This is a genomic window from Leptolyngbya sp. PCC 6406, assembly GCF_000332095.2.
Lineage (GTDB): Bacteria > Cyanobacteriota > Cyanobacteriia > Phormidesmidales > Phormidesmidaceae > PCC-6406.
In genome coordinates this window covers 3355439-3374234 of sequence record NZ_KI913949.1, presented here as the reverse complement: position 1 = coordinate 3374234, position 18796 = coordinate 3355439, and the positions used below count along the sequence as shown (strand labels likewise).

Sequence of the window (18796 nt, the reverse complement as noted above, 5' to 3'; positions counted from 1 at the left end):
ACCCCATCACCCCACCACCCCATCACCCCAACACCCCAACACCCCCCACCTCATTCCCCATCACCTCAAAGTCTGCGACAATGATTAGCTTGTGGAAGACGTAGATAGGTGAGTGCAATGGGTCGTGCAGAGCGAGTGGTCTTGGCGTATTCCGGTGGGGTAGATACCACTGTGTGTATCCCTTACCTAAAGCATGAGTTTGGCGTCAAAGAGGTGATTACCCTTGCCGCCGATCTGGGCCAGGGAGAAGACTTGGAAGCCATTCGCGCTAAAGCCCTCACCGCTGGAGCCGCCGAATCCCTGGTGGTGAACGCCACGGAAACCCTGGTGGAACGCTATGCCGTGCCCGCCATCCAGGCCAATGCCCTCTATGAGAACCGCTATCCCCTCTCTACGGCCCTAGCGCGGCCTCTGATTGCCAAGCTACTGGTGGATGCGGCGGAGCAATGCGGGGCAGATGCGGTGGCCCATGGCTGCACCGGCAAGGGTAATGACCAGGTGCGCTTTGATGTGTCCATTGGGGCACTGAATCCCGGTCTGAAGGTATTGGCTCCAGCACGGGAATGGGGCATGAGCCGGGGGGAGGCCATTGCCTACGGTGAGCGCTATGGTCTGACCTTTGCGGTCAAGAAATCTTCGCCCTACAGCATTGACTACAACCTGTTGGGGCGCAGCATCGAGGCCGGTCCCCTAGAGGATCCCTGGAACGAACCCCTAGAAGAGGTGTTCGCCATGACCGCCGCGATCGCAGATACCCCCGATACCCCCGAGTATGTGGAACTTGGCTTTATTGCCGGGGTGCCCACCAGCTTGAATGGTCAGGATCTGTCCGTTTTGGAGATTCTGAAGCAGCTAAATACGATTGCGGGCCGCCACGGGGTCGGACGCATCGACATGATCGAAAACCGTCTCGTGGGCATTAAGTCCCGAGAGATCTACGAAGCCCCGGCCCTGTTGGTCCTCATCGCCGCCCACCGAGATCTGGAAAGCCTCACCCTTACCGCTGATGTGACCCAATACAAGCGGGGTATTGAGGAAAGCTACAGCCGTCTGGTGTACAACGGTCTCTGGTACAGTCCCTTAAAGGCGGCTCTAGACGCCTTTATTCACCAAACCCAGGCCCAGGTCAGTGGTACGGTACGGGTGAAACTGCACAAGGGCAGCGCTCAGATCGTAGGGCGGCGCTCAGAACAGGCCCTCTACAGTGAAGCCCTGGCCACCTACGGCAGCAGTGACCAGTTTGATCACCGCGCCGCCGAGGGCTTTATCTATGTTTGGGGTCTGCCGACCCGAGTCTGGTCAGAGCAATTGCGTCAGGATCAGTAGGGGATCTGCCCATTGCACCCCTGGGTTGGGAATCCGCCTATCCTATGAGGGCGGCGCGTCAGCAGAGGAGCGGGGAGCTGTGCAGAGGTTTTTGTCACCGTTAGATCGGATCCGGCGACAGATTGGGCAGCGTTTTTCCGTCAGCGAAGCCCAGATTGCGGCCCACGTGGCGGAAATTCGCCAACAGTTGCCCACCACTGAGGTGATTTTGATCGGCAAGCCCCAGTCGGGCAAAAGCTCGATCGTGCGGGGGATGACGGGGCAGTCGGCGGATATGGTGGGGCAGGGCTTTCGCCCCCATACCCGCCACACCCAGCGCTATCCCTACCCAGCGGCGGATCTGCCCCTGCTGGTGTTTACAGACACGGTGGGTCTGGGGGATGTGGATCGCAACCTGGATGTCATTGTGGCGGAATTGCAGGAAACCCTGGCGCAAGACCCCCAGCGATCGCGCATCTTCATCCTCACGATTAAAGTCACCGACTTTGCCACCGACAGCCTGCATCAGGTGATCACCCAGCTCAAGCAAGCCTATCCCTCGATTCCCTGTCTGTTGGCGGTGACCTGCCTCCACGAACTGTATGGATCCCCCACAGACAACCACCCCCCCTATCCCCCCGCTCTGGAAGACATTACCCGTGCCGTCCAGGCCATGGAGGATACCTTTGGGGCGTTGTGCGATGGCCCTTCAGGGCCGGTCTTAGACCATCGCACCTTGCTGCTGGACTTCACCTTAGAAGAAGACGGCTATGATCCCGTTTTCTATGGCTTAGAGGCCCTCAGAGACGCCCTGGATGCCCTGCTGCCCCAGGCCGAAGCCCAGGCCATTCATCAGTTTCTGCAAAGCGATACCCGAGGACAGGCGATCGGTGATCTCTATCGCCAAGTGGCGCGCCACTACATCAGCGCCTTTGCCGTCATGGCGGGTATCGTTGCCGCCGTGCCCCTGCCCTTTGCCACTATGCCCGTGCTCACGAGCCTGCAAGTTTCCATGGTGGTGGCCTTGGGGCAGGTGTATAACCAGCGCCTGAGCGCCTCCCAGGCGCTAGGGGTAGTGACCAGCTTGGCGGGGGGCTTTTTTGCCCAGGCGGTGGGGCGGGAGGTGATTAAATTCATTCCCGGCCTGGGCAGCGTCCTCGCCACCTCTTGGTCCGTGGGCTATACCTGGGCCTTGGGGGAGGGAGCCTGTGTCTATTTTGGTGACCTGATGGCGGGCAAGGTGCCCGATCCCAAAGCGATTCAAACCCTGATGCGTCAAACTTTTCGACAGGCTAAGGAATAGAGATTAAATAACGTGGGATAGCCGTCCCGGCTGTCCATGGTCCGGCAAGATGCCTGACCCACAAGAATTACATGTTAAAGGATCCAGATTCCTAAGCAAGATCCCCCTACGCAGCCGTAGGGGAATTGTGTCACCCATTGAATGTTGAATGCACCCCAATCCGTCAGTGGATTCCGGGTCGCGCTCTGCGAGACTTGCCCGGAATGACAGTTTGGCAATTTTTTCGCGACAATCAAGCAGCCCTAGTGCAGCGTCAAGCTCAATTTTTAGGGTTCTCGTAGGGTGCATAGCGCTAAGGCGCGGCTTCGCCCACGCGAAGCAATGCACCGCAGAATGGCCGCGCTACAAATAGGGATAACCCTAAGTCTGAGTATTGACAGACCACTAGTACCCAACAGGAGTGACGGCAAATGGTGAAGCTCAAACCTTGGCAGTGGGGGATTTTGCTAGTACCGCCAGGGGTGCTGGGGTTGGGGTTGGCAGTGCTGGCGGGCATTCAACTCCAGGCTTGGGGGCTGAGCTGGGTGTGGGGCGTGATCGCCGTCGGGGTGGTGGGCTGGCGCTGGTTGCTCAGTCGGTGGACGCGCCCCGGCCTAGAGAGTCTAGAATCGCGTTTGGCAGAGGTAAGGTCGCAGCTTTCCGACGATCTCCCCGACACCGCCCAGAGGGTGACCCCCGATCAGGTGGAGGCGGTGCTGCGCCAAACCCTGGAAGCCGCCCAAGGGGATGCGCCCCTGTGGGAAGACCTGCCCACCTTTAGTCAGCGCTGTCAGCTCCTGATCCAGGCCATTGCCCACCTGTATCACCCTGAGGTGAAATATCCCCTGCTCAATATCCATGTGCCCCAAGCCTATGGGCTGATGCGCGGCACCGTGGATGATTTGGATCGGTGGATGCAGGTGACTGCCCCGGCGCTGAATCAGGTGACGGTGGCTCAGGTGTACCAAGCCTACGAAACCTATCGCACCCTGGAAGCCCCTCTGCGGCGGGTGTTTACGGCGCTGGAGTGGGGGCAATGGCTGTGGAATCCGATCGCGGCGGCGGCGAAACAGGGGAGTCGCCCCCTAGAGGCCCAGGCCAATCAACAGCTTTTGAGTAACTTCAGCCAAACCCTCCGGGAAACGGCGCTGACGATGCTCTGTCGGCGGGCGATCGCCCTCTATGGTGGGCAAACTGCTTTGAACCTCACCGCTGCTGCCCCCACCTCCGCCCAAGCCCAGACCCTGCGGCAACTGCTGGAGCAGGCCACCCCGACCACCGCCGCCACCGCTGAGCCCATTAACCTCCTCCTGGTGGGGCGTACCGGGGCGGGCAAAACCAGCCTGATCAACACGCTATTCACCACGGCGCAGGCGGAGACGGACGTGCTGCCCAACACCGATCAGGTGTCTGGGTACCGCTGGGAAACCCCGACCCAAGAGGCGCTGGTGCTCTGGGATAGTCCCGGCTATGAGCAGGTGGATCGCGCTGATTTTCGAGAACAGGTGCTGGCTCAGGCCGCGATCGCGGATCTGATCCTCTTGGTCGCGCCCGCCTTAGATCCAGCTCTAGCGGCGGATGTGGCCTTTTTGCAGGATGTGGCGCGGCAGGGGCGCACCCTGCCCATCTTTGGGGTGCTGACCCAGGTGGATCGCCTGCGTCCCCTGCGGGAATGGCAGCCCCCCTACGACTGGCAGCGGGGCGATCAACCCAAGGAACGCAATATTCGTGAGGCCGTGGCCTATCGGCAGGAAAACCTCGGTGCCTGGGCGCAGCAGATCCTGCCCGTGGTCACCGCTGACCCCTCGGAAAATCGCGTCGCCTGGGGCAGTGATGCCCTAGCGGTGGAATTGGTCGCCGCGATCACCCCCGCCAAGGCCCAGCGTCTTGCCCAGTTTTTGCAGAGCCGCGACGCCCGCATCGCCGCCGCCACCCAACTGATTGAGCGCTATGCCCTGCAAATGACCAGCGGCAAAGGCATTGTCGCCTTTGCTAAAACGCCGCTGTTTGCCTTCATTGCCACCCGCTTTACGGGGATGCCGGAACTAGGCACCCTCCTGGCCCAGTCGATTCCCGCTGAGCAGGTACCCGTGGTCGCCAGCAAGTTGATGCTGACCTATGAGCTGGCGACCCTGCTGGCGGAGCAAAATCCCCTGTTTCGCCCCAGCCAAATGGTGACCCTCTGGCCGTTGCTGCTGCATGATGGTCTAAAAACCGGCCCAGAGGGCCAGCGCGATCGCCCCCCGGCACAAACCGCTTGGGCCTGGGGGCAGGCTTTGGTGGAATACTGGACCCAGGGGCTCTCTGCCGAGGCGTTGAAATCCCGCTTTGACTATTATCTGGAGCACCCCAACGCGCCGCCGGATCTGAGCTAGTGTTCCGTCAACTTTACCTTTGTGAGTCTGCGTAGATTGGGTGAAACGAAGGGTCACCCAATAGCGGTGGGTCATGTTGGGTTCCGCTAGCGCTGCACCCAACCTACAAAATTAGGTTTGACAGGCCACTAGTGTTCCGTCAGGATTTTGGTCACCCGTCAATCATTCAATTGACTGAACCTGAGTTAGACAAGGAGTAGAGGGCTAAAAAACGTCAATGCGGTATCAGCGCTGTCACCCCGCCGGGAATTCAAAATTCCCGGCTAACAGGCTCTAGTCCATTTTTAAGGGCCATTAAAAATGGACTGGGAGCTAGGCTGGGGATAGGGGGGCGAGTCCGTTTTAACGGACTCCTGCTATGAGCCAGGGCAATTTATTCCCTGGCGGATGGGCAGCGAAGCTTAAGTCGAACTCAGGTTGACTAGGCACTAGGAAACGAGCAATATTGCGAGGGCGCTGACAGATGAGCCTGATGCTAGGTATCCTGTTTGAATTAAAGGCAACGTGCGCCTGCTCCTCAAAGACTGTGGCGGTGCTTGGGGACCTTAGGATTTTCTAGCAACGATCCCATCGGTAGACCATCCAGAACATCAGGCAATGCTCAAATGGGATGGCAAACAGTTCCCCTCATGGGTATGGCGCATGGATCTTGTTGCAGTTGTGCATTCTAGGAGGCTTGGGTTATGGCTAAGCGTAAAGCCAGTCAGAAATATTCTCAAATGACAACAGCCAACCAAGCTCTACAAAGGAAGTTGGAAGACCTAATCGTCCATAACCGATATCCCCAGGCCCTTCGCAAGCTCCAACAGTCTAAAAAACGAGATCCCGACCTCGTTCTCAATATTACCGAGGCCAGTATTTGGCTGGCACAAGGTCAGCATGAGTATGAGCGCACCCAGTATGCCAAGGCCGAGCAGTCCTTTGAGCAAGCATTGGCCCTAGAGCCCCAGGATGATGCCTACTACTGGTTGGCCAAGTGCTACCTGGCCCAAGATAAAGCGGCAGCAGCGCTGGCGCTATTTCAGTCTGCCTTTGACAGTAAAACCTTGTCTAAGGATTTAGGAGGCAGCTACCTAAAGTTGCTGTTCCTCAACCACCAGGTTGAGCAGGTGCAGACTCTCATTAAGACCCAGGCCAAGCGGTTTTATGCTCCCCATCTCCACTGGGCTAGAGGGGCGTTGGCCTTGCAAGCGGGTAACCCAGAAGCGGCCCTCCCTCACTTCAAAAAGATGGGCCGAGGGGCTAGCCCTGGCGATTACACATCGGCCTGGGAAGCCTACGCTCACCAGATGCAGGAAGACTGGTCCGCTGCCGAGCGCCTGCTGCCCATCCCCTCATCCCCCTTTAGGAGTCTATCCTTTGGCTTGCCGACCCCTAAACATCCTGTTGTACAACAGCTACAGATGGCCCTAGCGGCCCACAGCGATCGCAGCTTGAGTGACCTGTGTAATCTTGACCAACCGGATCTGCCCCACCGCAGCGCGGCCTGGGTCTTGGAACTGCTGTACTTCCTGCGGCAAGACAATTTCCACGATGCGGCCCATGTCTTCCTCGATTTCCCTGAGGAGGTGATGGTGGACTACCCAGAGCTGCAAACGCTTTACCGACCCGTGATGCTCTTGGCGGGGGAGCAAGCCCTGAAACAGAAGGAAATCGGCTGCACGGCCTCCTTTTGGGGTCGGGTTGTCAACCAGCCCGAGTTTGACCCCCAGTTGGCGGTACAACTCTATCCTGTGTTGACGGCTACCCGTGAAACCCGCGAGGCTCAGCAATTGGTCAACCAACTCCTGAGTTGGGTGCAAAAAGCCGCTAAGCGTGATCCCGAAGCTTGGCCTAAGGCCCGATTGAATGCGACCCAGGCGAAGTTGTACTGCTGGCTAGCCGATCAGCAGATGGGGGTAAACCGCTATCGCGATGCGGAACGGAATGTCCGCAAGGCTGAACAGTTAGCGCCTGATCATCCCGATGTGATTGGCCGCAAGGGGCTGGAGTTGTTTGCCGATGGAAAATATCAGCAAGCTATTCCGCTCCTCACCCAGGCTCTGGAGAGAGGGTGCCGGTTCGAGGAGGTCTACATAGCGCTGACCCAATCTCTGGAGGAGGACAAAGAGGCGCTGAAATCGGTGCGGCGCAGATTTGGCAAGCACTTCGGCGATCTTAGTGTCGATACTGAGGTGGAGATCCCCGCCTGGGTAGAAGCGCTGACCCTGCAACACTACGAGGGGATGGAGTCCTTCGTGGGCACGCACAAACCCTCCACGCCACCGCTCCAAGCGTTGAAAATTTTCCTGGACTCAGCCAAGAATGAACCCAGCAGCAGTCAGAAAATCAGCCTCTCTCTGGAGGCTGCCGTGCCCCAGTGGGATGAATTACTGCGATCGCACTCTCCCAGTGAGCAAGTCGAAATCCTTAAGGCGATCTATTTGGTGATTCAGCAGCACGCCCGACGTAACGAAAAGGGCATAACGGCCCAACAAAGCCGCTATGCTCAACGGATTTATGAGCTGACGTCCACAGTCCCGGAGGCCAACTTAGCTCACCTGCTGCTGTTGCCCCTAAAGCATCCATCTGGTGAACGGTTAGACTTTGCTGTCAACGCTGCGCTGCGGCGATCAACCCAGCCAGGGAACCTCTTGGCCCAGGCTCAGCTTCAGCTCAGTTGGTTTAGCTCCAACCGGAGCTTTGCCCCCTTCATTGAAGAGCAGCTCCAACTGGAACCCCAAAATCCACTATTACTGCTGGCCAAAGCCACCCTCTATCCCCGCAATTCCCAAGATTACCAAAAGCTCTATAACCAGGGCTTTGAGATTGCTCGCCGTCTGCAAGACGCGATCGCCCTGCAAGCCTGTCGTGAAGAAGAGTGGTTTAAGTCCCAGGAAATGGCCCGTCGAGCGGTGGGTAATCAAATGGGCTCTATTGGCGATCTGAATCCAATCGATATGATCGATATCGTCCAGCGGATGGCCCGGAAAGCCTTTGGGGCGGATGTGCCTCCCGACATGATCGATCAAATCCTGCCGGAACTGATAGCCAAAATGAGCATGGACGTTGAGCCAGGTGACGATGATTTCGACGACGTTCCATTCTTCATCCCGCCTTCGTCAGGGAAAAATAAATCATCAACTAAGAAGCGCAAACCCTGGTATCAACTCTAGGGCACGTCTCTACTTAATCCCTTCCGATATGGCCATCCTCTAACCATGCAAGACCATTACGATCGCCTGGGCCTTTCTCCTGGGGCTACCCCCGCTGAGACCAAAGCCGCCTACCATGCCAAGCTCAAAGAATTCCCTGCCCACAGTCACCCTGAAGAGTTCAAAGCGGTGCGAACCGCCTACGAAATTCTCCGCAAAGCTCCTCAGGCGGGGGAAGATTTTTTTGCGGAAGTGCCCATTACAGCCGAACTGGATCCGGTCCTGGTAGACCAAATACGGCAACGAGCGATCGCCGCCGTAGATGTTACCTTAGAGGACCTAATCCGGCTAACGTTTTAACTAGTGCCGCTTGACCTTGCCTCCCAACCCATGACCCGATCGCCCAGAGATCTTGCCAATCAAAAAATCCAGCTTCGCAAGCAGCAGGAAACCCTGCTACGGGATCTGTTAACGGTGGTGGATGCCCTAGATCGAGCCGTCGAGCATTGGTACCAAGCTGAAGCAACGCACCAGTCTGCTCAGCCTGGGTCGTCCCCAGCCATGACTTGGTGGCAACGCTGGCGGCATTGGCTGAGCCTATGCCCGCTGATCGCCTCCAGCCCCCAGTCCGATCAGTCGGCAACCCTTGCCGAGGTCGTCACCAGTGCCCGACAGGGTATTGATATGATCCAAACATCCATGCTGACGGTGCTCAGTCAACATCAAATCGTGCCCATACCGTCTCAAGGGCAACCCTTTGACCCCACCCAAATGCATGCCCTCGGACAGCGGGTAGATGCCAATTGTGATCCCAACATTGTGGTGCAGGAGGTGGTACGCGGCTATCGCTGGCAAGACCGAGTGCTGAGGGAGGCGCAGGTTATTGTGGCCGTGCCTCCGGTGGGGGAGTAGGGGAGTGGGGGGTATTGGGGTTATTCCCGTAGGGGCGGGTTTGGCTCGGATCTACTGGGGAATTCAGAATGGGAGGCTCAAAACCCGCCCCTACGACCTGCCCACCCTTTGGGAAAAGAAATTCTGGGAAAAGAAATTCTCCAGAAACCTTCCTATAGAATTTACTACTGTATTCAACCGTAAGGGTCAATACCCATGGGAAACGTAGTCGGCATCGATTTAGGCACCACAAATTCAATTATTGCTGCCCTAGAGGATGGCCAGCCCTGGGTGATTCCTGATGATGACGGGGTACTGTTGCTGCCCTCCTGCGTGGGTATGGACGATAGTGGCCAACTGCTGGTTGGACAGTCGGCTTGGCGACAGTATGCGGCAGCGCCCGAACGTACTGTCAAATCCATTAAGCGGCAAATGGGGACTGACCACACTGTCACCCTAGGCGATCGCACTTATCGGCCCCAAGAAATTTCCGCCATTATTCTGCGATCGCTCAAGCAGCGGGCCGAGGCCATACTCGAAGACGAGGTTACCCAGGCTGTAATTACGGTACCGGCCTACTTTACCGATTCTCAACGGCAGGCCACCAAGGAAGCTGGCGAGATCGCCGGTTTTGAGGTGCTACAAATTCTCAATGAACCGACGGCGGCGGCTCTCGTTTTTGACCTAGACAGCGAAGATAGCGAGAATGTTCTGGTCTACGACTTGGGCGGCGGCACCTTCGATGTCTCCATTGTCGAAATTACCGGCAGTGTTACCGAGGTGCTAGCCAGCCATGGCAATAACCGCCTGGGCGGCGATGACTTTGATCGGCAGTTGCAGCGCAATCTGGCCGATCGCTTCTTGCAAATCCACGGGACTGAAGTCCCTAACGATGCAGCTACTCAAGCGCGACTGTTGCAAGCTGCTGAGCAAGCCAAAATTGCCCTCAGCGAGCATGGCTTTACCACGGTGCGTGAACCTTTCCTGGCCAGCAAAGGGGAAACTGCCCTGCACCTGGAAATCGACATTGCTCGGGAAGACTTTGAAAATCTGATCAAACCCCTCCTTAAGGAAACTCTAGAAGCCATCGACCGGGCTTTGAACGATGCTGATATGACGGCAGATGACATTAACCGGGCGATTTTGGTTGGGGGCTCAACTCGCATTCCCCTGGTGCAACACCTGGTCGAAAACCACTTGCCCGATACCCCCGTTAGTAGCTTTGAGCCGGACCTCTGTGTAGGCATGGGGGCCGCGTTGCAAGCGGGGGTGCTTTCCGGGGAGGCGGTGGATAGCATTTTGGTGGATGTTAGCCCCTATTCCCTTGGCATTGCGGCGGTGATGGACACCCCGATGGGACCCGTGTCTGGCATGTTTAGCACCATCATTCCGCGCAATAGCGTTATTCCCATTTCTCGGTCTCAGATCTACCACACGGCTTCTAATGACCAAGAGATTGTTGAGGTTGAGGTATTTCAAGGGGAAAATCCTATTGCTAAGGAGAATGTTCCCCTGGGGTCATTCCGGATCGAGGGAATTCCACCCAAGCCTGCCGGAGCTGTACCGGTTGAAGTCCATTTTGACTTTGACATCAATGGCATTTTGACGGTTACCGCCACTGAAAAAGGGAAGGGACAACAACAGTCTTTGGTGGTCAACGACACCAAAACTGGGCGACTCTCTAGCCATGAACTTCACCAGTCTAGAGATGCGATCGCGTCTCTCTTTAATGCTTTGCCCCTGCTTGAAGCAGAGAATGAGGCGTGGAACGACGTTGACGTGACTCCGGGAGAAGAGGAGTAATTTTGCTCTCTCCCCTTTCCTACGCCGAAGGCGTAGGAAAGGGGAGGTCGGTGACAGCAGGGGATTCGCCAGAATGTGACTGCTCGGAAAAATCGGTATGAAGGCAAGTCCACGGGGCGAGGGGTTCTGAAGGGCTGGGCAAAATGCTACACAAATTTTAGTAAGGTGCCTTACTATATATGAATGTTTTCCTGATAGATGCGATGACATTGTCCTAGGGCGTGTGGACAATCAACGGCGAAACCCTTACCGAGCAGGCATGACCACGCCCGTCCTACTGCATCAAGCTAGGGGCTGTAGCCGTTCCATGGCAAGGCATCTGGCTTTGATTGTCCACAGCCCCTAGTCCGTTTGTCGGCAGGGTTTTACGGATTACTTTATTTATGACTTCTCAGGATATTTCCTCCCCACCACTCCAGACCGTTGTTTCTAAGGATCAGCCCTCGGGGCCATCTCGGTGGATATGGATTGGCGGTTTGGGTCTGATCTTGCTAGGTGGTGGATTCGTCGGCTGGCAGGTGCTAGCTCCACGCCTCGGCGGTCCCCCCATGCAAATGCAGATGCCCCCTGGTGTGCCCGTTACCCTAGCCACCGTGCAGGGCGGGCAGATCCAGGACAGTTCCACATTTATTGGCAGCCTAGAGGCCCAGTCTGGGGCCACCCTTCAACCCGAAGTGGCGGGTCGGGTCACCCAGGTCTATGTATCAGCGGGGGATCGGGTGGCGGCGGGCACCCCCATTGTGCTGATCAGTCCCGATCGCACCCAGGCCGAAGCCAATGCAGCCCAATCCAATGTGATTGCGTCCCAGGCAGCCCGAGAGAGTGCGGCGGCTCGACTGCGATCGCTCCAAGCTCGCCAGCTAGAGGTAGAAGCGGAACTCTCTCTCCAGGAGGAGGAATACCGCCGCACCGCCTATCTCGTAGAAGAAGGAGCCCTCTCACAACAAAGCCTGGATCTGGCCAACCGTAACCGAGATGTCGCCCGCGCCGCCATCGCCGCCGCTCGCCAGGAAATTGCCGCCTCCCAAGCCAGCCTGAACCAGGCCGATGCCTCCCTCGGTCAGGCGGAGGCCAGCCGAGCCGCCGCCCAGCAAACCCTCCAGGATCGCACCGTCGTCGCCCCCATTGACGGCATTGTGGGCAATGTGGGACCAAAGCTAGGGGATTACGTCGCCCCCGGCACCGTGATCACTACCATCACGGAAAATGCCACTCTAGAACTAGACCTGGAAATTCCCATTGAGCAGCGCGATCGCATTACCCTGGGGCTGCCCGTGGAACTCCTAGCCGCTGGGTCGGATCAGGTCATCGCCCAGGGCAGCGTCACCTTTATTTCCCCCCAGACCAATGCCAGTACCCAGACGGTGCTGACCAAGGCCCGGTTTACCAACGCCAATGGTCGCCTGCAAGATGCCCAGCGTCTGGATGCCCGCATCATCTGGTCGCGTCAGCCCGGAGTCCTGGTACCCACCAGCGCTATTACCCGCCTGGGAAACCAAACCTTTGTCTACATTGCTGATGAGGGCACCCCTGAGGAACTGCCGCCCCCAGAGGCGCTACCACCGGGAATGCCCCCCATCACCCAGGTGGCCCGATTGCGCCCGGTCACATTGGGGGATATCCAGGGCAACAACTATCAAGTCCTAGAGGGGTTGCAACCGGGGGAAACCATTGTAGTGGCAGGAATTCTAAACCTCCAAGACGGTACCCCCATCCTGCCCCAAGGTGGGGATGGGAATGGGGAGTCACCCGGCGACAGTCAGGGCGGGTTTTGAGCCTCCCATTCTGGATGCCCCAGTCAATCCGAGCCAAACCCGCCCCTGGGGATTTCTTAAAACCCCCTCTTGGGAGGGGGCAGGGCTCAGAACCCCCTCTTGGGAGGGGGCAGGGGGTGGGTTCTTCCGGGGCACCCGTGACCCACCCCGCCCTTCGGGCACCCCTCCCAAGAGGGGATGTTAGGCGGAGGTTCCTTGAGCACAGCCAAGGCAAGGAATTGCCCCTACGGGAATAACCCCAGGCAACACGTGTCCCCCGGCGACAAGGGCAACCACAAGGGATTGCCCCTAGGATTCCGACCAACATCGGTCACCCAGTAACCCCCTGCATTGGGCGCGGAAACCTGGCCCCTACGGGATCAATTCAAAACTCAAAACTCAAAATTCCTGTCACCCCCCACCCAAGCCCTTCGGGCAGGCTTCGCCAACACACCCCACTCCCCAAGGATCCCTACATGTTTGTCAACTTTTTCATCAAGCGCCCCGTTTTCGCGACGGTGACGGCATTGGTGATGTTGCTGATCGGCATTATCAGCATCCCCACCTTGCCTATTGCTCAGTTCCCCGATATCAGCCCCACCCAAGTCAGTGTGAGGGCGGCCTATCCGGGGGCCGATGCCGAAACCGTGGAACAAGCCGTCACCACTCTGCTAGAGCGGCAAATCAATGGGGTGGAGGGGATGCGCTACATAACCTCCAGCAGCACCAACAATGGGGCCAGCGGGATCACGGTCACGTTTAATTCCGACCGCGACAAGGACATTGCGGCGGTGGATGTGCAAAACCGGGTGTCCTTGGCGGAGCCCCAATTGCCGGAGGCGGTGCTGCAAACCGGGGTCACGGTGAGTAAGGAGTCCAGCAATATCCTGCTGGCCATGAGCCTGTTTACGGAGGATGGTAGCTACGACGATATTTTCCTGAGCAACTATGCCGACCTGTACATTGTGGATGCCCTGCGCCGGGTGAATGGGGTGGGCAATGTCATTATCTTTGGTGAGCGGAAATATGCGGTGCGGCTCTGGCTGGATCCCCAGCGCATGACCCGGCGAGGCATTACCGACCAGGATGTGGTTAGTGCCCTGCGGGAGCAGAACATTCAGGTGGGGGCGGGTCAATTGGGGCAGCCCCCGTCGGATGCGAGCCAGCAGTACCAGATTGACCTGCGGGCCATTAGCCGATTGGAAAGTGTGGATGCCTTTGAAGACTTAGTGGTGACGACGACCCCCGATGGGGGGCTGATCAAGCTGCGGGATATTGGCCGGGTGGAACTGGGGGCGGAATCCTACAACACATTCCTGCGGTTCCGGGGGCAGGATGCGGTGGGGCTGGGAATTTTCCAGTTGCCGGGAAGCAATGCTCTCCAGGTGGCCCAAGGGGTGAAGGTGGAGATGGCGAAACTGGCGGAGCAGTTTCCGCCGGGGATGGAGTATGGCATTGGCTTTGACACCACGGAATATGTGGAGCAGTCTATGCGGGAGGTGGTGCTGACCCTGATCCAAGCGGTGCTGCTGGTGGTGTTGGTGATCTATATCTTTTTGCAGGACTGGCGCACGACGGTGATTCCGGCGGTGACGATTCCGGTGTCGCTGATCGGCACCTTCGCCATTGTGAAACTCTTTGGGTTTTCCATTAATAGCCTCACCCTGTTTGGTCTCACCCTGGCCACGGGGATGGTGGTGGATGATGCCATTGTGGTGGTGGAGGATATTGCCCGCAAGATCCAGGATTTGGGAATGCCCCCGGTACGGGCGGCGATTGAGGCGATGCGGGAGTTGACGGGGGCGGTAATTGCCACTTCTCTGGTGTTGATGGCGGTGTTCATTCCGGTGGCCTTTTTCCCTGGCACGACGGGAGCCCTCTATCGCCAGTTTGCATTGACGATTGCCTTTGCCATTGTGCTTTCCACCTTTAATGCCCTGACGTTGACCCCGGCGCTGTCGGGGCTGTTGCTGCGGGCAAAGCCGGAGCCGAGGGGCTGGTTAGGACGCTTTTTTACAGGCTTTAACCATGTTTTGGATGGAACCCGCGATCGCTATCGCACCATCTTGGAGGGGTTGATCAGCTTGAAGCTAGTGGTGCTGGGGGGCTTTGTCACCCTATTGGTGGCCACAGCATGGCTATACCAAACGGTGCCCTCTGCCTTTTTGCCGGAGGAGGATCAGGGCTATTTCATTACCTTGGTGCAATCCCCGGAGGGCGTGTCTCTGAACTACACCCGTGAGGTGATGGATCGGGTGGAGCAGGAAATTTTGCAACTGCCGGGGGTGCGGGCTACGTTTTCCGTGGGGGGGTTTGGCTTTGGCAGTGACACGGTGAACAATGGCGTTATTTTTGTCACGCTCCTGCCCTGGGATGAGCGGGGTCCGGCGGAAAGTGTGCAGGCGCTGATTGGTCAGCTCTTTGGTCGGGTGGGGGGCATTACGGAGGCGCGGGTGTTTCCAGTGAATCCCCCGGCGATTCAAGGGTTGGGCCAGTTTGGGGGGTTCCAGTACCAGTTGCAGGATCGCCAGGGCAATTTGGGCCTGGATACCCTATTGGGCAAGATGGGGGAATTGCTGGGGGCGGCGAACCAAAATCCCAATCTTCAGGCGGTCTTTAGTACTTTTTCGGCGGCGACGCCCCAGTTGTTGATTGAGGTGAACCGCGATCGCGCCAAGTCCCTCGATGTGAATATTGATGATATTTTTGGCACGCTGCAAACCTATCTGGGCTCGCGTTACGTCACCGACTACACCCAGGGTCAGCGCACCTATCGGGTCTATGTGCAGGCGGATGAGGCGTTTCGGTCTAGCCCGGAGGATATCCCGAATTTGTATGTGCGATCGCAGCGGGATGACATGATTCCCCTGGGGAACCTGGTCTCTATTACACCCGCTACGGGAGCCCAGGTGATCAACCACTACAACCTCTATCGGTCCATTGAGATCACTGGTAGTCCAGCACCAGGCGTCAGTTCCGGTGCAGCCCTCCAGACCATGGCGGAAATCTCCGCCCAAGTGCTGCCCCCCGGCATGGGCTACGAGTGGTCCGGCAGTTCCCTAGAGGAAATCGAGTCTGGCAACCAAGCGCCGATCATCTTTGGCCTGGGGATTGTGTTTGTCTTTTTGGTGCTGGCGGCCCAGTACGAAAGCTTCATCGATCCGGCGATCATCCTCTTTGCCGTCCCCTTGGCGGTGCTGGGGGCACTGCTGGCCCAGACCTTCCGGGGTTTCCCCAATGATGTCTACTGCCAGATTGGTCTGGTGATGCTGATTGGTCTGGCCAGTAAGAACTCAATTTTGATTGTGGAGTTCGCCAACCAACTTCGAGCCGAGGGGATGTCCCTGGTTAATGCGGCATTGGAGGCCGCAGCCCAACGGATGCGCCCGATTCTGATGACGGCCATTTCCACCCTTATTGGCATTTTCCCCCTGGTGATTGCCAGTGGGGCCGGAGCGGGTAGCCGCCAGTCCCTGGGGACAGCAGTGTTTGGCGGCATGTTGATCTCCACTTTTCTCAGCCTGTTTGTGGTGCCGATTCTCTATATAGTGGTCAAACAAATTAGCGATCGCGGTTCGACGGACAATCGCCCTAGAGAGGCATCCCCCGATGCAGAAGCAGTTCGACGGGAAGTGGTTAAATCCCCTTAAATCCCAATTCTGATGACATTTCTACTTCCTCGGAAACAGTGGTGATGGTTTTGGGCTGAACTCGGTCATCAGACTGTTGCATAATGCCAATTTGATTCAGGGCAATGCCGATGAGGATGACGAAACCACCTAGGTACTGAGCCCCTGTCGGCGCTTCTCCTAAAATCAAAAATGCAGCGAAGACGCCAGCAAGGGGACTAAAGGAGTTGGCCAGGGAAACCTCCGAAGCAGTCGATCGTCTCAAGCCTGCAAACCAGCATAATTGTCCCCCCACCACAATGACAGCGCCGTAGAGTAACATCCATTGCCAGAGCAACGGAGACGCAACATCCATAAAATGTTCACTGCCATAGAGCTGGAGGGCCACCACAAAGAAAATTACCGTGCCCAGGGTGGTTCTCACCACATTGAAAAAACCCAGGGGGACATTCTGCAAAGCAACTTGACTCAGAATGCCACCCAAGGCAGCAGCAACGGCTCCCCCCGCTGTCATCAATTCACCTGTGCCAATTTGAAATCCCGACATCGTCACCATGTCACCTTGGGGTGTCTGGAGCACAACGGTGAGTACGACCCCGACAAAGGAAACCACCGCCCCCGCGACCACCCAGCTATTGACCCGTGCCCTGAGTAATCCCACGGATAGGGCCAACATCAGTGGCGGTTCAATCCGCCCCACTAAAATGACGTTATTGACTGCGGTCTGATCCAGGGCGGCGAAAAAGAGGGCGGGGGCTAGGGCTCCAGACAGGAGCGCCACCCCCAGCAATCCCCACCAGTCCCGTAATGAGAGGTGCTGAAAGACACGACCCTGAAGCTGGGATCGATACACCACCAGCAAGGCCATCAGTGCACATAAATTACCCACAAAGAGAACATTGCAAAAAGAAATCGGATTGCGACCATCAATCAGATTTTGGGCACCCAGATCAGTCAATTTGCGAGTTACAGAGTTGGCTGCGGCAAAGATAATAACGGATGTTAAGAGGTACGCTCTTACTGGAATCTGCTGAAGGCGATCAACAATTGAAGACATTGGAATTAGGAGTTAGGAACTAGGAAATATAGCGCTTCTCACTCGGGTTAAGTACAGGCAAGGGGCTTAAGCCCCTTGTTCCCCGAATTGCCATCAAGTGGAGCTGTACCTCATCCATTAGGGAACCGCTATAGATGCCAGGAAGAATAGATAGAGGACCGAGAGGGGGAACAGCCTCAGCCCAGATCGCCTCCCCAGGGAAGTTCCAATCCGTGCCCTGCTTCCCTGCCTTATGGATTCCGAGTCAAGCCCTATCCCGGCTGCCGAGCAGCATGGGCTAGGAGGTAGGAGTTGTACAGGTTCTGAAACAGAATATAAAACATCGGTCCTAACGCGATCGCAGGAGTCAGGAAGGTCAGACAGATCCAGATCGTAAAGAGGGTATTTTTTTGCCCCAAGGACTGCCCCATCTCCTGACCCCATTCGTAGCCCCCCAGCCACCGCCCTAGACTAAAGTTCACCGTACAAAGGGCAAGGGAGACCAGGGCAATGGGAATGAGGGTTGTCAGCGGAGCGTCCGATTCCACCTCAATGAAGAAGGTAGCGCGGGCGGTAGCCAAGTACAGCGCCAGCATCCACAAGTAGAAAGAAGCCCGCTTGAGAGGCAGGAGCCCTTCTGCCACCATAGGTAGAAGCCGACGCAGCAGTTGAGCCACCCCCAAGGGCACCAAGATCACCGTGAGTGTGGTGACGAGGGCACTCAAATCAAAGCCCATCTGGCTTTGGGGAGACAATAGGGGCAGAGCCAAGGGTAGAACAATGGCGGAAAAGATACTGGTGACCACCACCGAAGCCATCACATAATCTACCCGACCCTGGAGAAATTCCGTCATCACCGGAGCCGCCGCCGCCGTTGGAGCCATAGCCAAGAGAAAAGCCACCAGCGCTAGGTCTGGGCTAAACCAATGGCCCACCCAGGCCGCCAAACCCGAGAGAGCCATCATCATCGCCAGGATGGGACCCAGACGCGGACTGAGGGCGGTCTTGTGGTCAATCCTCAAATCCAACAGCGACAAAAATAAAATCACCATCAACAGGTGACGAATCAAGAAGGCATATCCATGTCCCTGGGGAAGTAGGATGCCCAAGGCCATCGAGCCAAATAAACACAGCGATCGCGTCAATGCCTCAACAACCTCAACGTGGGATGCTTGACGGAACCCGGATCCAATCCCCACCGGAATTTTTCCCCAACAGGATCAGGATGTTCCTCAAGGCATAGATACCATAAAGAGGGCGTAGCAGAACCACGCCCCCAAGAAAAAGAGTCTATTTCCAGCAATACCTTTATGCCAAATCTTATGCCAAATCTGAATATGGCAAATCCGAACTCAAGACCCCTGCTTCACAACAGAAGTCCTGGAACGCAACCCGTTTAGGCTTCCCGGTTGTTCAGAAAAGTCTGAATCTGGCCCAGGGCGGCCTTGCCGATGTTAAACACTGCCCAGCTTGCCGCCAAGATCACTGGAGCTAGAACGACCAATACTCGCCAGTCCATAGCTGAACCTCCTAAATGGCTAGATAACTTAATCCGTTGTCACAATCTTCTCATAATCCCCACAATTT

The 18796-nt window shown here is 57.0% G+C and carries 12 protein-coding genes; 9 read left to right on the top strand and 3 right to left on the bottom strand.

Features of this window, described 5'->3' with window-relative positions:
* Window positions 1-117: 117 nt before the first annotated feature.
* The 9 genes from LEP6406_RS0214930 (at window position 118) to LEP6406_RS0214885 (ending at window position 16194) form a co-directional block, all read left to right on the top strand.
* Window positions 118-1326, top strand: coding sequence for an argininosuccinate synthase (locus LEP6406_RS0214930; RefSeq protein WP_008318700.1), 1209 nt, complete (start codon window positions 118-120; stop codon window positions 1324-1326).
* A 91-nt stretch (window positions 1327-1417) separates the two neighbouring features.
* On the top strand, window positions 1418-2608 hold the full coding sequence (locus LEP6406_RS0214925) for a GTPase family protein (protein WP_263971181.1): 1191 nt from the start codon (window positions 1418-1420) through the stop codon (window positions 2606-2608).
* A gap of 410 nt (window positions 2609-3018) precedes the next feature.
* Window positions 3019-4962, top strand: coding sequence for a GTPase family protein (locus LEP6406_RS0214920; RefSeq protein ID WP_008318697.1), 1944 nt, complete (start codon window positions 3019-3021; stop codon window positions 4960-4962).
* A gap of 683 nt (window positions 4963-5645) precedes the next feature.
* A complete protein-coding gene (locus tag LEP6406_RS0214915) occupies window positions 5646-8117 on the top strand; it encodes a tetratricopeptide repeat protein (RefSeq protein ID WP_008311450.1) in 2472 nt (823 codons plus the stop codon).
* 45 nt (window positions 8118-8162) lie between these two features.
* Complete coding sequence (locus tag LEP6406_RS0214910; RefSeq protein WP_008311448.1) at window positions 8163-8456, top strand: DnaJ domain-containing protein; 294 nt, start codon at window positions 8163-8165, stop codon at window positions 8454-8456.
* A 3-nt stretch (window positions 8457-8459) separates the two neighbouring features.
* Window positions 8460-9008: a nucleotide exchange factor GrpE gene (locus LEP6406_RS0214905; RefSeq protein WP_225886541.1), complete on the top strand. Its 549-nt coding sequence runs from the start codon at window positions 8460-8462 to the stop codon at window positions 9006-9008.
* 195 nt (window positions 9009-9203) lie between these two features.
* Window positions 9204-10790, top strand: a complete 1587-nt coding sequence (locus LEP6406_RS0214895) for an Hsp70 family protein (protein ID WP_008311445.1) — start codon at window positions 9204-9206, stop codon at window positions 10788-10790.
* A gap of 383 nt (window positions 10791-11173) precedes the next feature.
* Complete coding sequence (locus tag LEP6406_RS0214890) at window positions 11174-12565, top strand: efflux RND transporter periplasmic adaptor subunit (RefSeq protein ID WP_008311443.1); 1392 nt, start codon at window positions 11174-11176, stop codon at window positions 12563-12565.
* A gap of 455 nt (window positions 12566-13020) precedes the next feature.
* Window positions 13021-16194, top strand: a complete 3174-nt coding sequence (locus LEP6406_RS0214885; protein ID WP_008311439.1) for an efflux RND transporter permease subunit — start codon at window positions 13021-13023, stop codon at window positions 16192-16194.
* Here the strand turns inward: LEP6406_RS0214885 and LEP6406_RS0214880 are convergent.
* The 3 genes from LEP6406_RS0214880 to LEP6406_RS0214870 form a co-directional block, all read right to left on the bottom strand.
* A complete protein-coding gene (locus LEP6406_RS0214880; protein ID WP_008311437.1) occupies window positions 16181-17230 on the bottom strand; it encodes a DMT family transporter in 1050 nt (349 codons plus the stop codon). The genes LEP6406_RS0214885 and LEP6406_RS0214880 overlap by 14 nt on opposite strands.
* A 251-nt stretch (window positions 17231-17481) precedes the next feature.
* The gene (locus LEP6406_RS0214875; protein ID WP_008311434.1) at window positions 17482-18408 is read right to left on the bottom strand and encodes a putative Na+-dependent transporter; all 927 of its coding nucleotides are present in this window, start codon (window positions 18406-18408) and stop codon (window positions 17482-17484) included.
* Between the two features lie 197 nt (window positions 18409-18605).
* Window positions 18606-18728 carry a photosystem II protein Y gene (locus LEP6406_RS0214870; RefSeq protein ID WP_008311432.1) on the bottom strand — a complete coding sequence of 41 codons (123 nt, stop codon included), beginning with the start codon at window positions 18726-18728 and terminating at the stop codon, window positions 18606-18608.
* Window positions 18729-18796: the final 68 nt, after the last annotated feature.